Source organism: Streptomyces sp. NPDC094448, assembly GCF_044763775.1.
Classification (GTDB): domain Bacteria; phylum Actinomycetota; class Actinomycetes; order Streptomycetales; family Streptomycetaceae; genus Streptomyces.
The window spans coordinates 71,102-95,436 of record NZ_JBIWGU010000014.1 but is presented as its reverse complement, the minus strand read 5'-3'; the positions used below and the strand labels follow the sequence as shown (position 1 = coordinate 95,436).

The 24,335-nt window shown below is 73.3% G+C and carries 19 protein-coding genes and 2 riboswitches; of the genes, 8 read left to right on the top strand and 11 right to left on the bottom strand.

The features are described from left to right. Positions 1-130 precede the first annotated feature (130 nt). The gene (locus ACIQ9E_RS25550) at positions 131-1,189 is read right to left on the bottom strand and encodes an enoyl-CoA hydratase/isomerase family protein (protein ID WP_403710761.1); all 1,059 of its coding nucleotides are present in this window, start codon (positions 1,187-1,189) and stop codon (positions 131-133) included. A 177-nt stretch (positions 1,190-1,366) separates the two neighbouring features. Between ACIQ9E_RS25550 and ACIQ9E_RS25545 the strand changes: the two genes are divergently transcribed. Continuing rightward, positions 1,367-2,557, top strand: coding sequence for an acyl-CoA dehydrogenase family protein (locus tag ACIQ9E_RS25545; protein ID WP_403710759.1), 1,191 nt, complete (start codon positions 1,367-1,369; stop codon positions 2,555-2,557). 23 nt (positions 2,558-2,580) lie between these two features. Here ACIQ9E_RS25545 and ACIQ9E_RS25540 read toward each other — a convergent pair whose 3' ends face one another. Both ACIQ9E_RS25540 and ACIQ9E_RS25535 read right to left on the bottom strand, forming a co-directional pair. Further along, the gene (locus tag ACIQ9E_RS25540; protein WP_403710757.1) at positions 2,581-3,339 is read right to left on the bottom strand and encodes a hypothetical protein; all 759 of its coding nucleotides are present in this window, start codon (positions 3,337-3,339) and stop codon (positions 2,581-2,583) included. 402 nt (positions 3,340-3,741) lie between these two features. Next, a complete protein-coding gene (locus ACIQ9E_RS25535) occupies positions 3,742-4,716 on the bottom strand; it encodes a helix-turn-helix transcriptional regulator (protein ID WP_403710755.1) in 975 nt (324 codons plus the stop codon). A 79-nt stretch (positions 4,717-4,795) separates the two neighbouring features. Between ACIQ9E_RS25535 and ACIQ9E_RS25530 the strand changes: the two genes are divergently transcribed. Next, positions 4,796-5,527, top strand: coding sequence for an alpha/beta fold hydrolase (locus ACIQ9E_RS25530; RefSeq protein ID WP_403710753.1), 732 nt, complete (start codon positions 4,796-4,798; stop codon positions 5,525-5,527). A gap of 23 nt (positions 5,528-5,550) precedes the next feature. After that, on the top strand, positions 5,551-6,627 hold the full coding sequence (locus ACIQ9E_RS25525; protein WP_403710751.1) for a winged helix DNA-binding domain-containing protein: 1,077 nt from the start codon (positions 5,551-5,553) through the stop codon (positions 6,625-6,627). A 333-nt stretch (positions 6,628-6,960) separates the two neighbouring features. Here ACIQ9E_RS25525 and ACIQ9E_RS25520 read toward each other — a convergent pair whose 3' ends face one another. After that, positions 6,961-7,707 (bottom strand): rhomboid-like protein, encoded by a 747-nt coding sequence (locus tag ACIQ9E_RS25520; RefSeq protein ID WP_403710749.1) that lies wholly within the window; start codon positions 7,705-7,707, stop codon positions 6,961-6,963. Between the two features lie 264 nt (positions 7,708-7,971). Between ACIQ9E_RS25520 and ACIQ9E_RS25515 the strand changes: the two genes are divergently transcribed. After that, positions 7,972-8,790: a hypothetical protein gene (locus ACIQ9E_RS25515; RefSeq protein WP_403710912.1), complete on the top strand. Its 819-nt coding sequence runs from the start codon at positions 7,972-7,974 to the stop codon at positions 8,788-8,790. 105 nt (positions 8,791-8,895) lie between these two features. Here ACIQ9E_RS25515 and ACIQ9E_RS25510 read toward each other — a convergent pair whose 3' ends face one another. From ACIQ9E_RS25510 to ACIQ9E_RS25480, 7 genes are all read right to left on the bottom strand, one after another. Beyond that, entirely contained in the window at positions 8,896-10,050 is a 1,155-nt protein-coding gene (locus ACIQ9E_RS25510; protein WP_403710747.1) for an RNA polymerase sigma factor, read from the bottom strand. Positions 10,051-10,065: 15 nt separating this feature from the next. Then, positions 10,066-10,473 (bottom strand): YciI family protein, encoded by a 408-nt coding sequence (locus tag ACIQ9E_RS25505; protein ID WP_403710745.1) that lies wholly within the window; start codon positions 10,471-10,473, stop codon positions 10,066-10,068. A 135-nt stretch (positions 10,474-10,608) separates the two neighbouring features. Next, the gene (locus ACIQ9E_RS25500) at positions 10,609-11,460 is read right to left on the bottom strand and encodes an ECF transporter S component (protein ID WP_403710743.1); all 852 of its coding nucleotides are present in this window, start codon (positions 11,458-11,460) and stop codon (positions 10,609-10,611) included. Between the two features lie 95 nt (positions 11,461-11,555). Further along, positions 11,556-13,211: an ABC transporter ATP-binding protein gene (locus tag ACIQ9E_RS25495; RefSeq protein ID WP_403710741.1), complete on the bottom strand. Its 1,656-nt coding sequence runs from the start codon at positions 13,209-13,211 to the stop codon at positions 11,556-11,558. Then, positions 13,208-14,488 (bottom strand): energy-coupling factor transporter transmembrane component T, encoded by a 1,281-nt coding sequence (locus ACIQ9E_RS25490; RefSeq protein WP_403710739.1) that lies wholly within the window; start codon positions 14,486-14,488, stop codon positions 13,208-13,210. The genes ACIQ9E_RS25495 and ACIQ9E_RS25490 overlap by 4 nt, the downstream gene beginning before the upstream one ends. Positions 14,489-14,502: 14 nt before the next feature. After that, entirely contained in the window at positions 14,503-15,429 is a 927-nt protein-coding gene (locus ACIQ9E_RS25485) for a hypothetical protein (protein ID WP_403710737.1), read from the bottom strand. Further along, the gene (locus tag ACIQ9E_RS25480) at positions 15,426-18,173 is read right to left on the bottom strand and encodes a prenyltransferase/squalene oxidase repeat-containing protein (RefSeq protein WP_403710735.1); all 2,748 of its coding nucleotides are present in this window, start codon (positions 18,171-18,173) and stop codon (positions 15,426-15,428) included. The genes ACIQ9E_RS25485 and ACIQ9E_RS25480 overlap by 4 nt, the downstream gene beginning before the upstream one ends. Positions 18,174-18,299: 126 nt before the next feature. Beyond that, positions 18,300-18,429, bottom strand: a riboswitch (cobalamin riboswitch). Between the two features lie 109 nt (positions 18,430-18,538). Further along, positions 18,539-18,613, top strand: a riboswitch (cobalamin riboswitch). Positions 18,614-18,747: 134 nt separating this feature from the next. Here ACIQ9E_RS25480 and ACIQ9E_RS25475 point away from each other — a divergent pair. From ACIQ9E_RS25475 to ACIQ9E_RS25460, 4 genes are all read left to right on the top strand, one after another. Continuing rightward, positions 18,748-20,178, top strand: a complete 1,431-nt coding sequence (locus ACIQ9E_RS25475) for a hypothetical protein (protein WP_403710733.1) — start codon at positions 18,748-18,750, stop codon at positions 20,176-20,178. A 151-nt stretch (positions 20,179-20,329) separates the two neighbouring features. Next, positions 20,330-22,603 carry a tetratricopeptide repeat protein gene (locus ACIQ9E_RS25470; RefSeq protein WP_403710731.1) on the top strand — a complete coding sequence of 758 codons (2,274 nt, stop codon included), beginning with the start codon at positions 20,330-20,332 and terminating at the stop codon, positions 22,601-22,603. Positions 22,604-22,684: 81 nt separating this feature from the next. Continuing rightward, on the top strand, positions 22,685-23,917 hold the full coding sequence (locus ACIQ9E_RS25465; RefSeq protein ID WP_403710729.1) for a TolB family protein: 1,233 nt from the start codon (positions 22,685-22,687) through the stop codon (positions 23,915-23,917). Between the two features lie 51 nt (positions 23,918-23,968). After that, positions 23,969-24,286 (top strand): hypothetical protein, encoded by a 318-nt coding sequence (locus tag ACIQ9E_RS25460; protein WP_403710727.1) that lies wholly within the window; start codon positions 23,969-23,971, stop codon positions 24,284-24,286. Positions 24,287-24,335 lie beyond the last annotated feature (49 nt).

The window sequence follows — 24,335 nt, the reverse complement described above, 5'->3', positions numbered from 1 at the left end:
GGTGTCCGGCGTACCTCCGCGGGGCGTGCCTGCGCAGTCCGGCCGCTGCCCGCGGCCGCGGAGGTGGGTGTTCCGGCGGGATCCGGGTCCGCCCGGCACCCCGGCCCACGCCCCGGATCCGTCCCGGCCGTCAGCGCCCCACCAGCCCGAGGCCGCTCCCGCTCCCCGCCCTGAAGAAGCGCGCCACCGCCCCCTCCTCCACATCCTCAAGCCGCGCCGGGGACCACCTCGGGCGGCGGTCCTTGTCGATGACCTGGGCGCGGATGCCCTCCACCAGGTCCGGGGAGCCGAACACCGCGCACGACACCCGGTACTCCTGTTCCAGCACCTCCTCCAGCGAATCCAGCGCCCGCGCCCGGCGCAGCGCCGTCAGCGTGACCTTCAGCGACGTCGGCGACCGCGTGAGGATCGTCTCCGCCGCCTCCTTCGCCTCCGGCGCGCCGTGCGTCAGCAGGCGGTGCACGATCTCCTCCACCGAACCCGCCCCGTAACAGGCGTCGATCCAATCCCGCTGCGCCGCGAGTACGCCCTCCGGGGCCGGGCGCGCGTACCGCAGTACGGCATCCCGCACGTCCGTCCCGGCCGGCTCCGCAGTGAACGCCGCCAGGTCGCCCGATGGGACGTAGTGGTCCGCCAGGCCGCACAGGATCGCGTCCCCGGCGCCCACCGGGAGGCCCGTCAGGCCGAGATGGGTGCCCAACTCGCCCGGCGCCCGCGCCAGCAGATACGTACCGCCGACGTCCGGGACGAAGCCGATACCCGTCTCCGGCATCCCCACCGCCGACCGCTCGGTCACGATCCGTACCGAGCCGTGGGCCGAGACCCCGACCCCGCCGCCCATCACGATGCCGTCCATCACCGCCACGTACGGCGTCCGCAGGCGCGCGATCCTCGCGTTCAGCCGGTACTCGTCGTGCCAGAACGCGAGGGCTTCCCGGCCGCCCGCGACCGCGTCCGCGCGGATCGCGCGGATGTCGCCGCCCGCGCACAGGCCCCGCTCTCCGGCGCCCGTCAGGACGATCACCGCCACCGACGGGTCGTCGTCGAAGCGGTCGAGCGCGGCGGCCAGGTCACGGACCATGGTGTGGGTGAGGGCGTTGATGGCCCGCGGCCGGTTCAGGGTGAGGTACGCGGCGCGGCCCTCCGTGCGGAGCAGTACGGGCGCGGGGTCCACCTCGTCGTGGGCCATGCGGCGGTGTCCTTTCATCCCGGGGACCGAGGAGTACGGATCTTGCCGCCATCCTTTCGCGCACGCGCCGGACGTCAATCCCCGGTCCCGGGCACCTTCCTCATTACTGCAACACGTTCTACCGTATGCGCCGCGCCCGGCATCGCCCGGCGGGCCGTATCAGCCACTGGAGGGGCCGTGCACCTCGACCACACCCCCGAGCAACAGGAGTTGCGCGACGAGCTGCGCGCGTACTTCCGCACCGTCGTCCCGGACGGTGCCCGCGCCCGGTTCGCGGATCCCGCCGAGCAGAAGCGGTACTACCGCAGGACCGTCCGCCGGCTCGGTGCCGACGGGTGGCTCGGGGTCGGCTGGCCGACGGAGTACGGCGGCCGGGGGCTCAGCGCGTTCGCCCAGTTCGTCTTCTTCGACGAGGCCGCGCGAGCGGGCGTACCGCTGCCGCTGATGGCACTGAACACCGTCGGCCCGACCCTGATGCGGTACGGGACCGACGAGCAGAAGACGTACTTCCTGCCACGGATCCTCTCCGGCGAGATCGACTTCGCCATCGGCTACAGCGAACCGGACGCCGGGACCGATCTGGCCGCGCTCAGGACCCGGGCGGTACGGGAGGGCGACGAGGAGACCGGGACGTACACCGTCAACGGGCAGAAGATCTGGACGACGAACGGCGACACCGCCGACTGGGTGTGGCTCGCGGTCCGCACCGATCCGCAGGCCCCGCCGCACCGGGGCATCACCATGCTGCTGGTCCCGACCACGGACCCCGGCTACTCCTGCACCCCCATCACCACCCTCGCCTCCCACGACACCACCGCCGGCTTCTACGAGGACGTACGGGTCCCCGCGAGCCGCCGCGTCGGCCCCGAGAACGGCGGCTGGCGGCTGATCACCAACCAGCTCAACCACGAACGCGTCACCCTCGCCGCCCACGGCGTCATGGCGATCCGCGCCCTGCACGACGTCCAGCGCTGGGCGGCGGACACCGAACTCGCCGACGGGCGGCGGGTGATCGACCTCGGCTGGGTCCGGGGCCGGCTCGCCCGCACCCACACCAGGCTGGACGCGCTGAAACTGCTGAACTGGCGGATGGTGGGGGCCGTCGAGGACGGCAGCCTCACCCCGCAGGACGCCTCCGCCGTCAAGGTGTACGGCTCCGAGGCCCGCCGCGACGCCTACGCCTGGCTGATGGAGGTCGTCGCCGCGGCGGGACCGCTCAAGGAGGGCTCGGCCGGAGCCGTACTCCAGGGCGACCTGGAACGGGGCTACCGCTCGGCCGTCGTCTTCACCTTCGGCGGCGGGAACAACGAGATCCAGCGCGAGATCATCTCCTGGCTGGGCCTCGGTATGCCCCGGGTCCGCCGCTGAACGACTGCGGCCGGAGCGGCCGGTCACTGCCTCGGGGAGCCGCTGCTTCCCTCCGGCGCGCTCCCCGGCCCCCGGTCCTCGGCCCACGCGAGCAGCGCCGCCTCGGCCTCCTCACGGGAGAGGGGGCCGCGGTCGAGGTGGAGTTGCTGGAGAACGCGGACGGCCGCGCCTACCGTGCGGCCCTGCGGGATGCCGAGCAGTGCGGTGATCTCCCTGCCGTCGAGCGCCGCGGGAACCCCCGGCAGCCGCTGGTATCTCGCCCGCTCTGCCGCGGCGCGCTCCTCGCGTTCCCGCTCGGCCTGCTCTCCCGCGTACCACGTGTCCCAGTCGGCCGCGTCCTGCGCCCGCAGAGCGGCCCGGCGCCAGTCCTCCTCGTCCCGTCCCCGGCCGAGACCCACCTCCACGAACAGGTCGCGGTGCTCCGGCGCGCAGGGGTCGGCCCGTACGGCGCCGAGCCGGGCCAGCGCCGCGTTGATCGGCCAGTCGTCCCGTGGGCCGCCGAACTCCGCGGTGTGCACCGGCCCCCATTCCCGTACACCGGCTCGCCACAAGGAAGCGGTCTGATGCCCGTCACCGCCCCAGAAGTCCGCCTCCACCAGGGCGACGGGTCCGCCCTGCGACAGGTCGCTCAAGGTTCGCGGCAGATCGGCCGGGAGCCCGTCCGGCAGCACCAGCAGCCCCATGCGCTGCGCGAGGGGGGCGACCACCGCCCACGGCATCCCCGAAGTCCGGTTTCGCAAGCGGTCGAAGTCGCTGACGGCGGCATGGAGTCGGTACGACATCAGCGCACGGTAATCGCGTTGGTACGGCGCTGACCACCCCGTTGCGTCGTCGCCGTCGGCACGCGCGTGTCAGAGCAGGCCGCGATCACGGGCGTACAGCGACGCCTGGTACGGTCCCGCAGGAGGAGGCGGCCCAGGACGCGGGAGCGGCGCCTCCGGTTCACCCGCCGGCCCTCGCCGCCCGGCGGGGCGACGACCGCCACTACGGCTGCCCGGCCGCGCGGATATCCGCCGCCGGTCTCTCCGCCGCCGGATATCCGGTCCGCCGGAGACTGGAGCGCCTCCCGCACCTCTGCACCGGCGGAATCGACTGGAATGCTGCAACTCGCCCCGGCGGCGGGAACGGCCGACCGCAGGTCGCGATGATCACGGTAGGGGGCTCTGCCGCAGTGGATCCGGGATTTACTGCGGCAGTTCTTCCGGATCCCGCTGGGCGGCTGCGGTGAGCTGGGCGGCCAGGTTCCTGAGCGCCTGCCTCAGTTCGTCGGGCTGGTGGATGGTGAAGGGCCATTCCAGGGAGGCGAGCAGGTGGGCCATGCCGTCCAAACGTTCCGCCCGTGCGTGCATGAGAACGCCGGCGGGCTGGGCGGTGAGGGTCACCGCTGAGTGAGGCAGTCGGCGGGCGATCTCATCGAGGCGGCCATGGATTGTCACCTCGACCCGCCAGCGGTACGGCCCCTGGGCGAGGGTCGAGGTCAGATGGGCCACGGGGTCGAAGCCGGCGGGAGCGGTGAAGCTGCCGGCTCGGGGGGTGACGGAGGCGATGCGGTCGATGCGGAAGGAACGCAGGCTGTCGCGGAGGTGGTCGTGGCCGACGACGTACCAGCGGCCGGTGTGGAAGACCACGCCGTAGGGGTCGATATCGCGTTCGGTGTGTTCCTGGCGCCAGGACCGGTGGCTGATACCGACAGTCGTGCCGGCGCGAGAGGCCTGGGCCAGTGCCAGCAGGACGCCGGTTCCGGGTGCCTGCCCCGCCACGGCGTTGGCGGTGAACGACAGGGTCTCCCGCATGGCGGCGAGCGGTTCGCGCAGGGCGTGCGGAAGCACCCGCTCGATCTTGGCCAGGGCACCGGCCGCGGCCGGTGCTGCGGTGCCCATGCCCAGGCGTTCTGCGGCGAGCAGGCCCAGGACGACGGCGAGGGCCTCGTCGTTGGACAGGACCAGGGGTGGCATGCGGTAGCCGCGGGCCAGCCGATAGCCGCCGTAGCGGCCGCGTTCGGCTTCCACGGGGATGCCCAGTTCCCGCAGGTGGGCGGTGTACCGGCGCACCGTGCGGACGTCGGTGTCCAGGCGGTCGGCCAACTCCGTCCCGGTGAGCCGGGCGTTGGACTGGAGGAGTTCCAGCAGGGTCAGTACACGGGTCAGGGGATGCGACATGGATCACTCGGCATTTCAGGGCGGATTCTGTCCTGTATGGACTCTACGCTCCCCGCAGCACCTACTTCTGGGAGATCGCATGGCCACCTTCGTACTCGTTCCCGGCGCTTGGCTCGGCGCATGGGCCTGGGAAGACACCGCCCGCGCTCTGCGGGAACGCGGCCACACAGCGCTGCCGCTGACCTTGACGGGCCTGGCCGAGCACGCAGGCCAGGGCGGACCCGAGACGGATCTGGACACGCATATCGCCGATATCACGGGATGTGTCGAGCGGAACGATCTGCGCGATGTCACGCTGGTCGCCCACAGCTATGCGGCCGCTCCGGTGACCGGGGCAGCCGGACGTCTCGGCGACCGGCTGGAGCGCGTGGTGTACGTGGACAGCGCCCCGTTCGCCGCGGGCATGTGCATGCTCGACCTGATGCCGCCGGAGGCAGCGGACCAGCTGCGCCGGCAGGCCGACGCTTCCGGCGGGTGGCGGCTGCCGATGCCGCCGTATGAGGTCCTGGGCTTGTCCAGCAGCCTCGACGGGCTCGATGAGGGCCGGCGGGACGTACTGCGCGCGGGTGCCACCCCGCAGCCGTTCGGCACCTTCACCCAGCCTCTCACCGGGCCGGCCGAGCCCGGCCCTGATGTGGACCGTGTCCTGGTCGCTTGCCATGACTTCACGGGACTGCTGGCAGCCGGGGTGCCGATGCTGGCCTACCTGAACCAGCCGCCGTGGCGGCGCTTCGACCTGCCCACCGGACACTGGCCGATGCTCTCCGCGCCCGCCGAACTCGCCGCCATCCTCGACGCGGCCGTCTCCTGACCGCGCCGGCCGAGACGCACACGATGCCGGACCACGAAAGCGTCCGTCGGCTGCGGGCCTGTGCGCAGGCCCTGGCCGGCGGGGCACGAGAGGCCTCTGCCGAGGCGGTCGTCCGACGAGTCTTCGCCATCCAGGCCCAAGACGCCACGGCCGCCGACCTGGGCATCCGGGTACGCGGGCCGAACATCACCGCCCAGGCCATCCGCACCGCGTACGAGGACGAGCGGAGCATCGTCCGCAACTGGTACCTGCGCGGCACCCTGCACACCATCCCCAGCGACGACGCCCACTGGGTCCTGCAACTGCTCGCCCCTCGGATCCTTGCCGCAACCAGCCGCCGCTACCAGCAGCTGGGCCTGGACGATGATCTGCGCCGGCGCGCCGACCATCTCATCCGGCGGGTCCTTGCCGCGCACGGACCACTCACCCGGGCCGAGCTGACCGAACACCTCACCACCCTCGGTATCCCGTCGGACGGGCAGGCGTCTTTCCACCTGATCCGCCACGCAGCACTCACCGGCACCCTCTGCCACGGCCCACAGCGCGCCGGCGAAGCCACGTATGTACCGCTCGAAGACTGGCTGCCCGCCACCGCGCGCTTCCAGTGGGAGGGCGACGATGCTCTGGCCGAGCTGGCCCGCCGCTACCTTGCCGCGCACGCCCCCGCCACCCCGGAGGACTTCGCCGCCTGGTCCGGGCTGCCGGTCGGCTGGGCCCGCAGGGCTTGGAAACTGCTGGCGGAATCGGGCGCGATCACCGAGTACGGCGCGTTGACCGTGCTCGCCGGGCGGATGAGGGAACTCCCGGACTCGTCCGGTACCCCGGACGTCCGCATGCTGCCCGCCTACGACAACTACCTGATCGGCTACTGCACCCGCGAGATGTCCGTCCCCGCTCTCCACCAGGCCCGCGTCCGGCCCGGAGGCGGCCTCATCCGGCCCACCGTCATCGCCGACGGCCTGGCCGTCGCCACCTGGACCCGTGGCTCCGGGGCGCGCTCCATCCAGGTGGATGCGTTCGAACCTGTCCCGCCTCGGACCCAGCAGGGTATCGACAGGGAGAAGGAGGCCGTCGTCGGCTTTCTGCGGCCAACCGCATAGCCGAGCCGCATCCTGATCCAAGAAGCGAGCGGCCGCGCAGGCGCGCACGGTTGGCCAGGCGGCCCGGCCGAGGCCGGCGGCGGCGAGGTCCTGCGCGCGGAGCGGGGCGATGCCGATCCACTGGCCGAACGGATCGAACGGCTCCGCCTTGTCGGCCGCCGCGGTCACCCGTCGGCGAAGTGGCGCATCCGCCCGGCGACACCAACGGCACGTCCGACGTACTCGTCCGCCGCTTCTTCCGACCACCCTGCGGCCGCCGGCGGCCACCGGCCGGCCCCGCTGCCCCACCCGCCGGTGCCGGGCCGTCCCCGCACGGGATCGGCACGGCACCGGTCACCCCCCTGCCCCGCCGCCGGGCTCCTTCCGCCGGTGCAGTCCGTCCCGTACCCGGCGGACCGTGTCCATCGGGTTCCACGCGGGCCCCCGGCCCCAGGTCAGCGGCAGGCAGGCCAGACCGATCAGCACGGCGACGAAATGGCCGAGGTCCGTGAAGGTGTGTCCGGTGACCAGCGGAAGCCCGTACACGACCAGTACCCCCGCCAGATACACGTACCGCCAAGGCGCCGCGATGTGGTAGACCAGCACGCCGACGACGCCCGCCAGCGCATAGCTCACCCCGAAGTCCAGCGTGTCGGCCGCGGACTCCGGCGCCAGACCATGACGGATCGCCCACAGCAGAGTGCCCTGGCTGGCGTACGTGGCCAGCACATGGGCGGCGAGGGCGACCACCAGCCAGCGGAGGGTGCCCAGCCAGCGTTCCGCCGGTGCGTGGAAGACGCTGTACAGCACGGCATAGGAGAGCCAGCCTCCGCCGTCGATCCACAGGGCGCTGGAGATCAGCACCCGTACCGGATCCGTCGAAAGCTGCTCGATATTGGTCGAACGATGCCGCAGGAATTCGGTCTCGAACTCCGGCGACATGAAATGGACGAGGACGGTGGTGACGAAGAGAACCGCCAGCCAGAGATAGGTGCCCGGGGCGCTGCGCACATAGGCCCGGCCCCGGGCGGCACCCGTACGGACGGCGGCGGCCAGGGCCCTGGCCCTGTGGTTCGAGAGAAGACGGGAGAACACGCGCATGGACACATCCCCCCATGACCGGGCCCGGAACCCGCTGATTGAAACGGCATGTCGCGCGGAGGGCGGCGCCGGCCACCGGCCGCCGGAGCGGAAGAACGGGCGGACAGCCCCCCTCGATGGGCGGACGGCCCCCCTTCGACGGGCGGGCCGCGGGCCTCCCCGACCCCTCCGCAGACCCCGTACGGGTGGCCCCCGCCCCGCCGTCGGCCCTGCCCCCGGCGTCTCACGGCGCCCGGCCCCTACAGTCGTTCCGTGTCCTTGGGGATGGTGTGCGCACTCGCTGCGACCTGCTGCTACGGTACGGCCTCCGTCCTCCAGGCCATCGGGGCGCGCTCCGTCGCGTCCGGACCCGGCTCCGGCGTGGACCCCGTACTGCCGCTGCGCGCCCTGCGCCAAGGCCCCTATGCCGCCGGACTCGTACTCGACTGCGCCGGGTTCGCCCTCCAGATCGTCGCCCTTCGGACGATTCCCCTCTACGCGGTCGGTGCCGCGCTGGCCGCGGGCCTCGCCGTCACCGCCGTCGTCGCCGCCTGGCTGCTCAAGGCCCGGCTGACCCTCGCCGAGTGGAGCGCGGTCGGCATGGTCTGCGCGGGTCTCGCGATGATCGCCCTCGCCTCCGGGGCGGAGGGGAACCGGCCCGCCCCGGCCGCGCTGCGCTGGTGCCTGCTCGGCGCGGCGGTGGCGGTGCTCCTCGCCGGCGCGCTCGCGGGCCGGATCCCCGACGGACCACGCGCGCTGCTGCTCGGCATCGGCGCGGGCGCGGGTTTCGGCGTGGTGGCGGTCGCGGTCCGGCTGATCGATTCCCCCGCCCTGCCCCGGCTCTTCGGCAATCCGGCCCTCTACGCGCTGCTGCTCGGGGGAGCCGCCGGGTTCACCCTGCTCACCTCCGCGTTCCAGCGCGGTTCGGTGATCGTGGCGACGGCGGGCATGATCCTCGCGGAATCGGCCGGGCCCGCCGTGGTCGGAGTCCTCTGGCTGGGCGACCGGCCGCACGCGGGCCTCGAATGGGTGGCCGTCGCCGGATTCGCGGCCGCGGTGACGGGCGCGCTGGCCCTGTCGCGCTTCGGCGATACGGGGGCCTAGCCGGGCCGGCAGCCGTCCCGGGGCGGTGGCCCACCCGGAGCCGGAGCCGGGCCGGGGCCGGGGCCAAGTACGGCGGGAACGCCGCGACCGCTCGCCCCGCACCCGCTACCCGAGGGCGTTGAGCCGGGCCGCCCGGCGGGTCAGATAGTCGCGTTCGGCCAGATCGGTGGCGCTCCGGGCCGCCTCCGCGTAGAGCCGGGCCGCCGTCGTCCGGTCGCCGTCGCGTTCATGGAGGTACGCCGCCACCGCCGTGTAGCGGGGGAGGGCGGCGTCCAGCTCCGCCAGCGCCTTCAGCCCGGCGCGCGGGCCGTCCGCCTCACCGACCGCGACCGCCCGGTTCAGCCGGGCGACCGGGCTGTCCGTCAGCCGTACCAACTCGTCGTACCACTCGACGATCTGCACCCAGTCCGTCTCCCCGGCGCCGGGCGCATCGGCGTGGAGCGCCGCGATCGCGGCCTGGGCCTGGTACTCGCCCAGCCGGTCGCGGGCGAGGGCGGCCTGAAGGATCATGACGCCCTCGCCGATCAGGGCGGTGTCCCACCGGGCGCGGTCCTGCTCCGCCAGCGGCACCAGAGCCCCGTCCGGCGCGGTCCGGGCGGCCCGCCGGGCGTGGTGGAGCAGCATCAGGGCGAGCAGCCCCGCCACCTCCGGGTGGTCGATCGCGGCCGCGAGCTGCCGGGTCAGCCGGATCGCCTCGGCGGCCAGGTCCACATCGCCGGAGTAGCCCTCGTTGAAGACCAGATAGAGCACCCGCAGCACGGTGGAGACATCCCCCGGCCGGTCGAACCCGACCCCGGACACCGTCCGCTTGGCCCGGCTGATCCTCTGAGCCATCGTCGCCTCGGGCACCAGATAGGCCCGCGCGATCTGGCGGGTGGTCAGCCCGCCGACCGCGCGGAGCGTCAGTGCGACCGCCGACGACGGCGTCAGCGACGGATGGGCGCAGAGGAAGTAGAGCCGAAGGGTGTCGTCCACCGAAGGCACCGGTCCCGGCGCCGGCTCCTCGTACAGCAGGTCCTGGCGCCGGCGCCGGGCGGCGTCCGCCCGCGCCGCGTCGAGGAACTTGCGCCAGGCCACGGTCGTCAGCCAGCCCCGGAGATCCCGTACCGGCTCCGCACCGGGCTCACCGGCCTCCTTGCGGCGGACCGCCTCGACCAGCGCCTCCTGCACGGCGTCCTCGGCCGCCGGGAAATCGGCTCCACGGCGGACGAGGACGCCGATCACGCTCGGCGTGAGACTCCGGAGCAGTGCTTCGTCCATGATCGTGGGAGTGGGTCAGTCGGTGATGGTGGGCGGGGCGCTCAGGAAGGGGCGGACCTCCAGCCACTCGTGGATCGGCTTCCCGCCCGCACCGGGCGCGGCCGACAGCTCCCCGGCCAGTTCCACGGCGCGCTCGTAGCTGTCGACGTCGATCACCATCCAGCCCGCGATCAGGTCCTTGGTCTCGGCGAACGGTCCGTCGGTGACCGGCGGCCGCCCCTCGCCGTCGTACCGGACCCAGGCCCCTTCCGGAGCGAGCGCCAGCCCCTCGACGAACTCGCCGGTCCCCTCCAGACGAGCGGCGAAGTCGTTCATGTACTGCACGTGCGCCGAGATCTCCTCCGGCGTCCACCGGTCCATGGGCACGTCGTTCACCGGGGCCGGTGCGCCGCGGTAGTGCTTGAGAAGCAGGTACTTCGCCATGACGGTCTCCTTGGTGCTGGTGCGGCCATTCTGGCCGCGTTCACCCCGGGGACGGAGCGGGCCACGGATTCTCGACATGGTCCGGCGAAGTTTTTTGCCTCGTACGGACCAGCCCGGGTGCCCGCGGCCCGGCGCTCACGCCCCCGGGCCGTCCTGCCGCGGCGCGCCCGGCGGTGCGAACCGTACCGGTGCCCGGAAACGGGCCCGCCGGGCCGCGCGGCGGAAGACCGTCAGGACCGCCGGGCCCGCCAGCAGGATGCAGACGAAGTTGGTGACCGCCCGGCCCGTGTCCCAGCCCAGCGATGTCGCGATATCGAAGGCGATGTAGCGCTGCCACTGCTCGGTGAACGGCAGCCCCGGCAGATAGGCGATCGAACTGCCCGGGTCGACGGAGAACGGCCAGAACGACAGATTGAGCAGAAAGCCGAAGAGATAGCCGGAGAGCGAACCGTAGACGGCGAGCATCAGGACCTCCCGGCGGCCCGAGGCCCTCGGGAGGAGGCCCGCCAGCATGCCGACGAAGGCACAGCCGAACATCTGGTACGGCATCCAGGGGCCGACCCCGCCCGTGATCAGGGCCGACGCGAACAGCGACGTACAGCCCAGGGTGAAGCCGAAGCCCGGCCCGTACACCCGGCCCGCGAGCACCAGGACGAAGAACACCGTCTCCACGCCCGCCGTGCCCGCCCCCAGCGGGCGCAGCGCCGCGTTGACGGCCGACAGGACGCCCAGCATGGCCAGTGCCTTGGAGTCGATCCCGCCCTCGGCGATCTCCGAGATCACCACGGACAGCACCAGGACCAGCAGCACGCCGAAGATCAGCGGGGGAGCGTAGTGGGAGGCGAAGGTGCCGGGGGCGACGACGAACGGCCAGAAGAAGGCCACCAGGCCGAGAAGCGCGGCGAGGGCGATCACGATTCCGGCGCGCGGGCCGATCCTGATCGCGGGTGCGGCGGGTGCGGCGGGTGCGGCGGGTGCGGCGGGCACCGAAAACTCCCGTTCCGGACCCGGTCCCGGTCCTCGTCCCGGACCCCGTCCTGATTCCGGACCCGGTCCCGGTCCCGGTTCCGTAGGAACGCCGCTCATCCCGCCGTCCTCCGCTCTCCCGCTACCGCCGCCACCTGTCCCACCGTCAGATACGGCAGCGGTGCCAGGATCTTCGCGACCTGCGGGGCGAACACCGGAGACGCCGTGATGACCTCCGGAGTCGGCCCGTCGGCGACGACGTCCCCCTCGGCCATCACCACCACCCGGTCCGCCGCGCGGGCCACGAACTCCACATCGTGCGTGGCCACCACCACCGCGCGGCCCTCCCGCGCCAGCCCGTCCACGATCCCCGTCAACTGCTCCTTGGCCCGGTAGTCCAGCCCCCGCGTCGGCTCGTCGAGCAGCACCACCGGCGGCGCCGCGGCCAATTGGATCGCCAGGACCAGGGCGAGCTTCTGGCCCTCGGACAGATCCCGCGGATGCGCGCTCCCCGGAATACCGGGTACCAGCCGGTCGAGGATCTCCCGCGCCGGTACGGCCGTTCCCGCGTCCGGCGCCGATTCGCGGTCCGCCTGTGCCAGTTCCTGCGCGACGCTCTCCAGATAGAGCAGGTCCGTCGCCGTCTGCGGCACCAGGCCGACCAGCCGCCGGGCCCCGGCCGCGGGCAGCTTCTTCGGATCGGCGGCGGTACCCCCCTTGAAGACTTCCACGGTTCCGGCCTGCCGCGGCCCCGACCCCTGGAGCGCCCACAGCAGCGACGACTTCCCCGAGCCGTTGCGGCCCATCAGCGCAGTCACCTCGCCCGCCCGCAGCTCCAGGGCGACCTCCCGCACAGCCGGTACGTTCCGGTGCTTCACCGTCACCCCCCGGGCGGCGAGCACCACCGATCCGCCGTGCCCGCCGCCCGCGGGAGCGGGCCGGGCCGGCGGGGGCACGGCGGCGGCGAGCGCGGTCCGCAGCGGGGCCGCCGCCCGGCGCGCGTCACGGATCGACAGCGGCAGCGGAGACCAGCCCGCCACCCGGCCCAGGTCCACCACCGGCGGCGCCACACCCGAATCCCGGAACACCTCGGCGGGCGGCCCCGACACGACCCGCCCGTCTCCGGGCAGATGCAGCACCCGGTCCGCGTACTGCACCACCCGCTCCAGCCGGTGCTCGGCGACCAGCACCGTCACCCCCAGATCGTGCACCAGCCGGGTGACGGCGGCGAGCACCTCCTCCGCCGCCGTCGGGTCCAGCGCGGACGTCGGCTCGTCGAGGACGAGGACCCGGGGATGGGCCGTCAGTACGGAACCGATCGCCACCCGCTGCTGCTGCCCGCCCGACAGCTCGTACAGCGGCCGGTGGCGCAGCTCCGCCAGACCCAGCAGGTCGAGGGTCTCCTCCACCCGTTTGCGCATCGTCGCGGGCGGCACCGCCAACTGCTCCATCGCATAGGCCAGCTCCTCTTCGACGGTGTCGGTGACGAAGCCGTCCAGCGGATCCTGGCCCACCACGCCCACCACATCGGCCAGCTCCCGCGGCGGATGGTGTGCGGTGTCCCGGCCGTCGACGACGACCCGGCCGTGCAGGGTGCCGCCGGTGAAATGGGGCACCAGCCCGTTGACGGCCCCCAGCAGAGTCGACTTCCCGACCCCCGTATGCCCGGTGACCAGGCACAGTTCGCCCTCCTCCACCGTCGTACAGACATGGCGGAGTACGGGTTCCGGCGCACCGTCGTAGACGACGGACACCTCGTCGAAAGTGATCACAGGGCGGAATCCTCGGTGCGGCGCGCGACCGCGCGCGGGACGGAAACCTCGGCGGAAGCACCGGCGGCGGTGGGCGAAGCCTCGGCGGAAGCAGCGGTGGCGGCCCGTGGCGAAGCCTCGGCCGAGGCACCTGCGGCGGCGCGGGGTGAAGCCTCCGCGGGTACGGCGGACGGCGGCGGCGACAGGAATCCGGCGGCCCCGGCGAGCAGGATCGCCACGGCCGGGACCGGCGGCAGGGACGGCCAGCCCAGCGGATACAGCGACGCGTTCAGCTCCGCCGCGTCGAACCCGGTCCCGCTGAACAGCAGCACGGCCGAGAGCACCCCGCACCCGGCGACCGCCCACTCCGGAAACCGCCACGGATCGGGCCGGTACAGCGTCCGCGTCACCCGCCGGCCGCCGAGCCGCAGCCCGGCCAGACAGAGCAGGGCGCCGACGGCCAGCGCGGGCAGCCCCAGCGGTCGCGGTGCCGTCGCGTCGAGCAGACCGTACGCCCCGGCACAGAGACCGCACATCCCCAGCAGCATCAGCGCCCCCGTCAGCCGCCGCGAACGGCGTGTCGCCGAACCGGCCCGGCCGTAGCCCCGCGAGTCCATCGCCGCCGCCAGCCGCAGCGACCGCTCCAGGGCGTCCTCCAGCACCGGCACCACGATCCCGCGCAGCGCCCGGAGCCCCTTCGTCCGGCCCGCCCGCAGTCGGCGGGCCCGGTGCACCCGCCGGACGCTCTGCACCAGCTGGGGCGCGACGCTGATGGACACCGTGACCGCGACCCCCAGCTCGTACAGCGCGCCCGGCAGCACCCGCAGCGCCCGCTTCGGATTGGCCAGTGTGTTCGCCGCCCCGATGCAGCACAGCATGCATGCGAGCCGCAGCCCTTCCGTGGCCGCCGACAGCAGCGCCTCCAGCGACACCGGACCGCCGATCTGGATGCCCGCGTACCAGTCGGGTGTCGGGATCGTCGGCAGCGAGAACAGGAAGTGGTCGTCCGGGGTGATCCCGGTACCGAAGACGGCCCGGAACACCACTCTGATCGCGATCACGATCAGCGCCAGACAGAGGTAGTAGTGGAAGCCCCTGGCCCACGGCGCTTCGGTACGGCGCACGGTGACGACGTAGCCGAGGACCGCCAGGACCAGAAACAGCAGGAGCGGATTGTTCGTCCGGCTGACCGCGGTGGCCAGCGCCAGCGCCCAGATCCACCAGGCGACGGGGTGCAGGGTCCTGGGCAGCCTCCGGCCGCCCGGGTCCGGCGCGGGGCCGGTGGCGCTGCGCAACACGTGGGCGGCTCCGTCTAATCCGTGCGCCGGCGGCGCCGGACCGTGACCACGGCCGCCCCGCCGAGCACCACGACCAGGCCCACCGTGGCGAGGACGGGCAGCGCCGACCCCGAATCGTGGTGGGCGTCGGTGGCCGGGGCCGCGTCCACGACCTTCGGGGCCCCGCTCGCGGCGGCCACCGCGTCCGGCGCCGACGCGGTGGGCGACGGAGCAGCGGTGGACGGCGACGGGGACGGTGACGGGGCGGCGCTGGTCGGCGTGCGGGTGGAGGGTGCGGCGGACGGTGTGGTGGCAGGTGAGGGGGTCGGGGGTGCGGTGGTACGGACCGGAGCCGGGCCGGTGTCCGTACCCGGCGGTACCGCTGGTGCTTTCGCGGTGGGCGCGGGTGCGCCGCCCACCGGCCGGGTGTTGTGCGCCCGCAGCTGATCAGGGGTGACCTTCGGCCGTCCCTTCGTGCCGCCGATGTCCGTCCCACCGAAGATCCACAGGTCGACACTGCCGGGCTTCGGCTTGTAGAGCATGGCGCCGAGGGTGCTGTACTCCCAGGTGTTCTCGCCCGGATCGGCGTGCCAGTACGACCAGTAGGCGGAGGCCGGGGGAGTGAGGACGCAGTCCTCCTGGTCCGGCGGCGGGAACATCTTCCCGCCCCGGTGGCCGCTGTAGCCGATGCGGCAGATGAACGCCGGGCCGTCGTGGCCCGTGCCGGCGGTCCGCCAGCCGCCCTGGTTCAGCAGTTCGTAGCCGGTGGTCGGAGTCGTACCGCAGGAGCGGTATACGGGCCCGCCCCAGCGGCTGAAGTCGACCGCGAGGACCGCACCGGACGAGGTCGTGCAGCGGCCCATCGGCTGCGGATCGGCTACGGCCGGGGACAGGGGAGCCCCCAGCGCGGCGGCCGTCAGCGCGAGCGCCGCGGCCGCGCGGGCGAACCGTACCCGGGTCATCCGCGGCTCCCCGCGGACATCCGGCGGCGGGCCGTGACGACCGCGGCCGTACCGGCGGCCAGCAGGGCGGCCGCGAGACCGGCCAACGGCATCGGGTCCGTACCGGTCGAGGCCAGCCGGCCCCCGCCGGAGCCTCCGGAGCCCGTGGCACCTGTGGAGCCGTCCGTTCCGCCGGAGCCCTCCCCGGGGGTGACGATCTGCGGCGGGGCGCCGCCGTCCGGATCGTGGCCCGGTCCGGGGTCCGGCTGCGGGGACGTGCCCGCCAGGCTCCGCTTCAGCACCGCGAACGAGACGGTGGTCGAACCGCCGACCGCCTGCGCCGACGCCCTCACGTCGGAACCGGGCTCGTCGACGGCGACGTCGAATCCGCCGTCGGTGTTCTGCCGGCCCGCCAGGAACACCTGCGCACGGGCGATCCGGTCGCGGTACTCCGGCTCGTCGAGCGCGAGCCCCTGAATCGCCAGCGCCGCCGAGTTGACCGAATTCCCGGACGCGCCCGGAAAGCCGCCGTCGGCGAGCTGCCTGCCCGCGATCCACTTCAGGGCGCGCGCCACGGCCGCGTCGGCCTTCTCGCCGCCCACCAGGTGGAGCGCCATGGCGGCCATCGCCGTGGAGTCCACTTCCTGGTCCGAAGAGTTCTTCACCGGGATCACGCTCGGGAAGGCGCCGGACGGCCACTGGAGGGAGAGCAGATACTCCACCGGGACGGCGGCCGCTTCCCGCTCATCCGCCCGCACCTGCGCGATGATGCCCAGCGACTGGCCGAACACGGACCTCGCGTTGCGGTAGTTGCCCTTCGCGTCGCAGCCCTGACCCGCTGCGGCGCAGGTCTCCTCCGCCAGCGCGGCGATCAGATCACGGCCGCCGAACGCCCGCGGATCACGGCCGACCGTCTGCGCGAGGAGCGCGGCCTTGCCGATCGAACCGCCCGAGGCGTGCTGGGTGCCCGTCAGGGTCCAGCTGTGCAGGCTGCGGCCCTCACCGTCCTTGCCGCCCTGGTCGAGGAAGTCCACGATCCCGCGGAGCTTGGCGTTGTCGTGCCCGGTGGCGGCGAGCGCGAAGGCACCGTCGATGGTCAGTCCGAAATCGGCGCGCCCGGTGGCTGGTACGGGGTAGTAGCGGCCGCGGACCAGCTGCTTCGGGGCGGTGAGATAGGCCACGCCCTTCTTCAGGTCGGGGCCCTTGCCGGGACCGGGGCCGGGGCCGCCGGGGTCCGGCCCGCCCGGCTCGGCCGGATTCTCCGGATCCGCCGGGATCACCTTGGCGACCAGGTTCAGCAGATCGGTGCCGGTGCCCGCCAGCGCGGCCGGTTCGGTGGGGTAGAGATGCGGTTCCAGGGCGAGTTCGTCGGAGCTGAAACCACCGAGCGGGAACTGCCGGCCGGCCAGCCAGGCGACGGCCTTGTCCGCGCGGGCCTTGTCGCCCGTCGCCCGCAGCACCTGCGCGGCGAGGGCCGTGGTGGTGACATCGGCGGCATTGGTGCTGTCGGTGTAGCCGGGGAGGGAACCGTCCGCCCGCTGCTGTCCCTTGAGTTCTTCCAGGGTCTCGGCCAGGGCCCCGTCGAAGCCGCCCGCCGCGTGCAGCGCCAGGGCGATCCACGCGGTCGCGGCCGGTTCGCCGTCGCAGTACTGGCCGGGCGGGTTCAGCATGCTGCCGTGACCTCCGCCGGGGCAGTCCAGCCGGGTCAGCCGGGCGACCGCGGACTCCGGGGGCTCCACCCCCGCACGGACCAGGGCCAGCACCGCCATCGCCTGTGCCTCGGTGGTCCCGGCCCCGCGGAAGTCGCCCGCGGCCGAGCAGCCCTCCTGTGGGGCTCCGGGCGCCGGCTCGGGGCAGACCGCCGCCAGCAGACCGCCGATCAGATCATGGCCGCCGAAGTCCCGCGGATCCTTCTCGACGATCTTCGCCAGGAGTGCGAGCCGGGCCGCGGCCTCCGCGTTCGGCGGCTGGTCGGTGCCCTGCGGATAGGCATAGGCGGTGGTACGGCCGCGGAGATACGCCGAGACCCGGTCCAGGACCGCGCTCTTGCCCACCGTAGCGGCCAGGGCATAGGCCGCCTTGACGGTCAGCAGGTCACTGGGCTCGCCCGGGGAGGTCTCCACCCGCTCGCCGCCGGTCAGCCGCTGCTGCACCCAGCCGCCCGCCGCCCGGGTGCGGACCTCCGCCGGGCCGTTGCCCGCCCGGATCTGGTCCGGGCTGAACGACGGCTTCGCACCGCCGCCCCCGATCTCCGTGGCACCGAACACCCAGGCGTCCACATCGCCCGGCCTCAGCTGCCGGGACATTGCCCCCAGACTGCTGTAGCGCCAGTCCTTGGTGCCCTTCGCCGCCACCCAGTAAGACCAGTAGGCGTCGGCGCCCGGGGTGTCCTTGCACTTCTCCCGGTCCGGCGTCGGAAACTGCTTGCCGTCCGGGGCCGCGGCATGACCGATCCGGCAGATGAACGCGGGACCGTCGTGCTCGGTGCCCGCGGTGCTGAACCCGCCGGTCTTCAGCAGTTCGTACCCCGTCGTCGGAGTCGGGTCGCAGCCGCGGACCACGGGCCCCTCGAACGCGCCGAAGTCGACCGCAACGATCGCGCCCTTCGACGGAGTGCACTTCTCCGGCGCGTCGGCGGCCGCGGGCGGAGCGGCGGCGTACAGCCCGCCCGAGCAGAGCACCAGCAGCGCCACCGCCCCGGCCGCCCAGGAGCGCGGGCTCCGCCACCGGCCGCCGCGCCCGTCTGTCCCTTGGTTCGTCCCCACCCCGGCCCCCCGTTTTCGTCCGCGCGGGCACGGCACGTGGCGGGGGCGGCCCCGCACGGGCCGGAGTGCGTCACTCCGCCGGAGGCCGGTCGACCACGCCGTAGTCCGCGACGGCGTTTCTCGCTGCATCGAGCGCCCGTCCCAGGCAGTCCGGCTCGTCCGCCGCCCGGCGGACTCACGGTTGCGGGTCAGCGCCGGATTTCCACCGGCTTCCCCTGGACATGAGCATGTATCAGCCGGATTGGAACATGTGGCCGAAGGGGGCGTCAAGGTGACCTGAATCCCACCGCCCCGCGGGGCCTCCGGTGAAACCGGCACGGTGGCGCGGCAGTTGCGCCTCAGGTACCGTCCAGGGCTGTCACATGGGGGAATCCGGTGTGAATCCGGAACTGACGCGCAACGGTGTGGGACGGCGGAAACCGTGCCGAGTCCGAATGCCCATGCGGCTCGCACCACTCAGGAAGCCGTTACCTCGCGTTCGGACGGCGGCCCAGCGGCCCCCACGGCCCCGGTGAGCCCCGGGCCCGGCGGACGGTGCGCCCGGCCGGCGTCCCCCATCACAGGAGCAGGCCACATGCCCCGTAGCGCAACCACCGCACCGATGCCCCGCGCCGCACTGCGCGCCCTGGTCGCCACCACCGCCGCGGCCGCCGCCCTCGCCGCCGCGACACTGCCCGCCACGGCGACCTCCACCCCCGCCCAGATAGCCACCTCCAAGACCAACGGCGTCGCCTATCTGAAGACCCTCCAGGCCGCCGACGGCTCCTACGCGGGCTCCGGACTCTCCAGCGAATGGGCGTTCAGCGCCTTCGCCGCCGCCGGTACGGCCGTCGTGGACGTCGCCCCGGGCGGCGACACCACCAAGAACGCCCGGACCGTCTACCGCAACCTCCTCGCCACCGCCGCCTGGCCGTCCGCGACCCCGGTCGTCACCGACTACGAACGCGGCACCCTCAACGCCTACGCCGCCGGAATCGACCCGGCCCGGGTCTCCGCCTCCCGCAACCTCATCGCCGACGTCTACGGCTACTGGCAGACCGCCGAGGCCGGATACTTCGGCAACAGCGCCAACTACAACGGCACCGTCTTCGCCGGCCTGGCGCTCGCCGGCGCCAGAACCCAGACCGGCGGACAGCGCGTACCGCAGGCCCTCCTCGACACGATCGTCACCCGCATCCGCGCCAACCAGCACACCGACGGCGGCTGGGACTACCAGAAGGCCGAAGGCGACCCCGTCCGGCTGGCCGCACCCGGCGACGTCGACATGACCGGCGCCTCGATGGCCGCGCTCTGCGCCGCGGGCGTGCCCGCCACCGACCCCGATATCGTCCAGGCCCGTACCTTCCTGAAGAACAAGCTGGTCAACGCATCCGGCGCGTTCACCGCCATGTACGGCATCAACTCCAGCTCCAACGGCTGGGCCGTCTCCGGCCTCAACGCCTGCGGTATCAACCCCCAGACCGGCGACTTCCTCACCCCCGCCGGGAAGACCCCCGTCGACTTCCTCATCGCCCAGCAGTTCAACCCCGGCGGCGGCTTCCGCTACAAGCCCGCAGACGGCAGCCCCTCCGCCTACTCCTCCACCGACGCCCTGCGGGCCGTCGCGGGCGGCGGCTTCACCGCCGCCCCGCCGATCCCCACCGGCGGCGCCCCCCGCTGGGTCGCCCAGAGCGCCTTCACCTCCGGGACCGCCACCGAACTCGCCCTCACCGTCGACGACGGTACGGGTGCGCTCAAGGTCTGCTCGGTCGCCTTCACGCCCACCGGCAGCACGACCACCCTCGGGGCCGTCCTGGACGCGGCGGCCGGCGCCGCGACCCCGGCGGGCTGCGTCACCTCGGTGACCCCGTCCTCCGGCACCGGCACCGTCACCGCCGTCAACGGCACGGCCAACAGCGGAAGCAGCACCTGGAAGGCGAGCGTCGACGGATCCGCCTTCACCGCGGCCGCCCGCGACCGGGTCATCGGCATCGGCGACACCATCGCCCTGCGCTACGGCTCCTGATCCGGAGCGGGTACGGGCCGGGGCCGGCCGGCCCCGGCCCGTACCTCTGCCGCCCCGCCCGCTCCGCCCACCGGCCCGTACACACCGCCGGGCCGCCCCGCCATACTGGACCTCCGGGGAGCGGAAAGACCGACGGGGGCGACGGAAGGCAATGGCGGAGTCCAGGCTGATTCAGGACCGGTACCGGCTGGAGGAGGTGATCGGGCGCGGCGGCATGGGCGAGGTGTGGCGCGCCGTCGACGAGTCCCTGGGACGCAGCGTCGCGGTCAAATGCCTCAAGCCCGCAGGCCCCCACCACGACGCCTCCTTCTCCACCGTCCTGCGCGAACGCTTCCGCCGCGAGGCCCGCGTCGCCGCCGCGCTCCAGCACCGCGGAGTGACCGTCGTCCATGACTTCGGCGAGTACGAAGGCGTGCTGTTCCTGGTCATGGAGCTGCTCGACGGACGCAACCTCAGCCAGCTGCTGGAGGAGAACGCCCATGAACCGCTGCCCGTCGACGATGTCGTCGAGATCGCCGTCCAGGTCGCGGACGCCCTCGCGTACACCCATGAACGCGGCATCGTCCACCGCGACCTGAAACCCGCCAACATCGTCCGCCTCACCGACGGCACGGTGAAGATCTGCGATTTCGGCATAGCGCGACTCGGCGAGAACATCGGCACCTCGTCCCGGCTCACCGGCACCGGCATCGCCATGGGCACCCCCCACTACATGTCGCCCGAACAGATCGGCGGCGGACACGTCGACCACCGCAGCGACCTCTACTCCCTGGGCTGCGTCCTCTACGAGATCGCCACCGGAGTCCCGCCGTTCGACGACGACGACGCCTGGGCCGTCCTCATCGGCCACCGCGACACCGTCCCGCAGCCGCTCCGCGTCCACCGGCCCGAAATCCCCGAACACGTCCAGCGGACCGTGCTCGACCTGCTCGCCAAGACCCCCGAAGGCCGCCCCGCCGACGCCCGCGATCTGCGCCTGCGGATAACGGGCCCCCAGGGCCTGCCCACCGCACCCGCCCGGAGCACCGCCGGGCCTGCCGGCCCGGTGCCCCTGCCCGTCTGGGGCCGGCGGATGACCGGCGGCCACCGCGCGACGGCCACCGCGCTCCGGCCCGTCCTGCCCGACCACACCGCCGGACTGACCGGGGAATGGACCACCGGAACCGCCGCCGTCCGCCCCGCGCCCGCCGGGCAGCCGGTACGGCGCGAGCGCCCCACCCCGTCACCGGAAGCCCTGGCCGTCCTCGCCGGCCGCCACAGCGCCGGGCTCAGCCTCGGCCGGCTCGGGCGCTGGGAGGAGGCCGGCGAGGTCCACCGCGCGGTCGCCGCCGAACGCGAACACGCCCTCGGCGCCGACCATCCCGACACCCTCGCCAGCCGCTACGAGGTCGCCCTGACCCTCAGCCGCACCGGCCGCGCCGAGGATGCGCTCGACGCCTTCCGCCGCGTCGCCGACGGCCGCGAACGCGCCCTCGGCGCCGACCATCCCGACACTCTGACCGCCCGCCAGGAGACCGCGTACGTCCTCGGACTGCTCGGCCGCCATCTGGAGGCACACGAACGCTATACGGAGGTGCTCACCGCCCGGGAACACCTCATGGGCCCCGACCATCCCGACACCCTGCGCTGCCGCCACAACCTCGCGTTCAACCTGAGCAGGCTCGGCCGCCTCGAAGACTCCTTCCGGATGGTCTGCGACGTCGCCGAGGCCCGCGCCCGGATCCTGGGCGCCGACCATCCCGACACCCTGGTCACCCGCTACGAGGTGGCCTACGCCCTCGGCCGGCTCAGCCGCTGGACCGAGGCCCTGACCGCGTACCGCGAGGTCGCCGCCGCCCGTACCCGCGCCCTCGGCGCCGACCACCCCGACACCCTGGCCGCGCGCTACGAGGTCGGCATCGGCCTCGGCCGCCTCGGCCGGGCCGCCGAAGCCGTCGACCTCTACACCGCCCTGATCGCCGACCGCACCCGGCTGTCGGGCCCCGACGACCCCGAAACCCTGCGCGCCCGCCACGGCCTCGGCGTCAACCTCGGCCGTACGGGCCGCTGGCCGGAAGCCCTGGAACAGGCCCGCGACATCAGCACCCGCCGCGCCACGACCCTGGGCCCCGACCACCCCGACACCCTGGTCAGCCGGCGCGAGGTCGCCGTCGCCCTGGGCTGGCTGGCCCGCTGGCCCGAGGCCCTGACCGTCTACACCTCGGTGGCCGACACCCGCGACCGCGTCCTCGGCCCGGACCACCCGGACGCCCTGGCGAGCCGCAACGACCAGGCCCACTGCCTGGAACAGCTCGGGCGCCACGAGGAGGCGGTGGAGCTGTACCGAAGGGTGGCGGCCCTCCGGGAGCGGCGGGGGCATGAGCAACCCCCGCCCCGGGCGCCCGGACGCGCGAACCCCGTCCAGGGTTGTACACAACCGGGGTGATTGCCCGTCCCGGACGGGGTGCGGTTGCATCGTGGAAAGGCCTCGCCAGGGGGCTGGGGCCGTGAGTGTCCTGGAGGACGAATGAGACGGATCTTACGCGCGGTGACGGCTGCGGCGGGGGCCTGTCTGCTGGCGGCGCTGTTGCCGATGGGGACGGCGACTGCCACCCCCGTGAGCGGTGGGGCGACGGAGCGGATCAGTGCGGCCGCGGACGGGACGCAGGGCGACGGGCCGTCGTTCGTCTCGGTGATCAGCAGGAACGGCCGCTATGTCGCCTTCATGTCGCGGGCGCGGAACCTGCTGCCCGGTCCGGTCGCACCTGTGGGCTGGCACGGGACGTACCTGCGTGACCGGCAGACGGGGACAGTGGAGCTGGTGACCTCCCAGGGCCACCCGGCCGATGTACACGACTTCAGTGCATCGGAGAACCTGATGGTGATCACGGCACACGGTGGACTGCATGTGCGCAATCTGTCCACGGGCCACACACAGCGGGTGGACGTCGGTCTCGGTGAATTCACCGGTGGCAGCCCGCTGTTCCCCCGGATCAGCGGCTCCGGACGCTATGTCGTGTTCGTAACGTACCGCCCGCAGGGGTCGACGGCAGCGGAGGCCGCAAGGGTGTACGTACGGGACCTTCAGGCCGGTACGACGCAGTGGGTGAGTCACCCCAACACCTCGGCCGCCACCTACTACGCGGGCGCCCCCGTCATCAGCGACGACGGGCAGCGCATCGCGTACACCTCCTTCCGATACCTGCCCGAGGGCACCTCCCAGGGCAATGTCCACCTCCTCGACCGGAGCACCGGACAGCGGCAGACGGTGGACGTCTCGGAGAACGGGCCGACGCCCGAGCGGCGGCTGGGCGGGCTGTCGTTGAGTGCGGACGGCAACCTGGTGCTCTTCAACCTCTTCGACGCGAGTCCGGTGACGGCGGACGACCAGTACTCACGGAGTTTCATCCGCGATCTGGCAACGGGTACCACCCGGCCGATCCCGGCCACCGGACCCGGGGCCGCTGCCGGCGACGGCTCGCTGAGCGCCGACGGCCGGTTCGCTCTCTACACCGCGGGCCTCCCCGGTTCGGCCGGACCGCGGCAGCTCCACATCAGGAACCTGGAAACCGGTGAGGTGCGGAACGCTAGCGCCGCGATGGACGGCGGCCCGGGTTCCGACCACTCCTTCCCGGGCCGGGTGTCGATCACCAACGACGGTGGCATGGTTGCCTTCGTCTCACGTGCCGGCAATCTCGTCTCCGGCGACACCAACGCCACAGGGGACGTCTTCCTGCGGACCCTTTCACCCGCACCCTGAACCCCCCGTGATCATCCGAAGGTTCTGCCCATGCCTTAGGCTGCCGTGCCCATGAACGCTGTACTGAGGCTCCGGCGGCGCATCCGCCGGGCGGACCGGCGGACCGCCGCCGCTGTCGCGATCGGGAACGTCGTACTGCTCACGATGCTGCTGGCGATGGCGGTCGGCGTACTGCCGGGCTTCGAGGTGCGCACCCGCGAGCAGGAATCCGCCGTCCAGGGGTCGGCGGCCCGGATCTTCGGCTGCTGGCTCGCGGGCGGTCTGCTCCTCTTCGCCGCGCTGGGCACGATCCGGGCCCTCCTCGCCCACCTGGCCACGATGCTGGCACCGCCCGCCCTGCTGATCCTGATCCTGGCGTCCCGGATGTGACAGACGGGGGCCGCGGACGACGGCCGAGCCGGTCGCCGCCGAGTCGGCA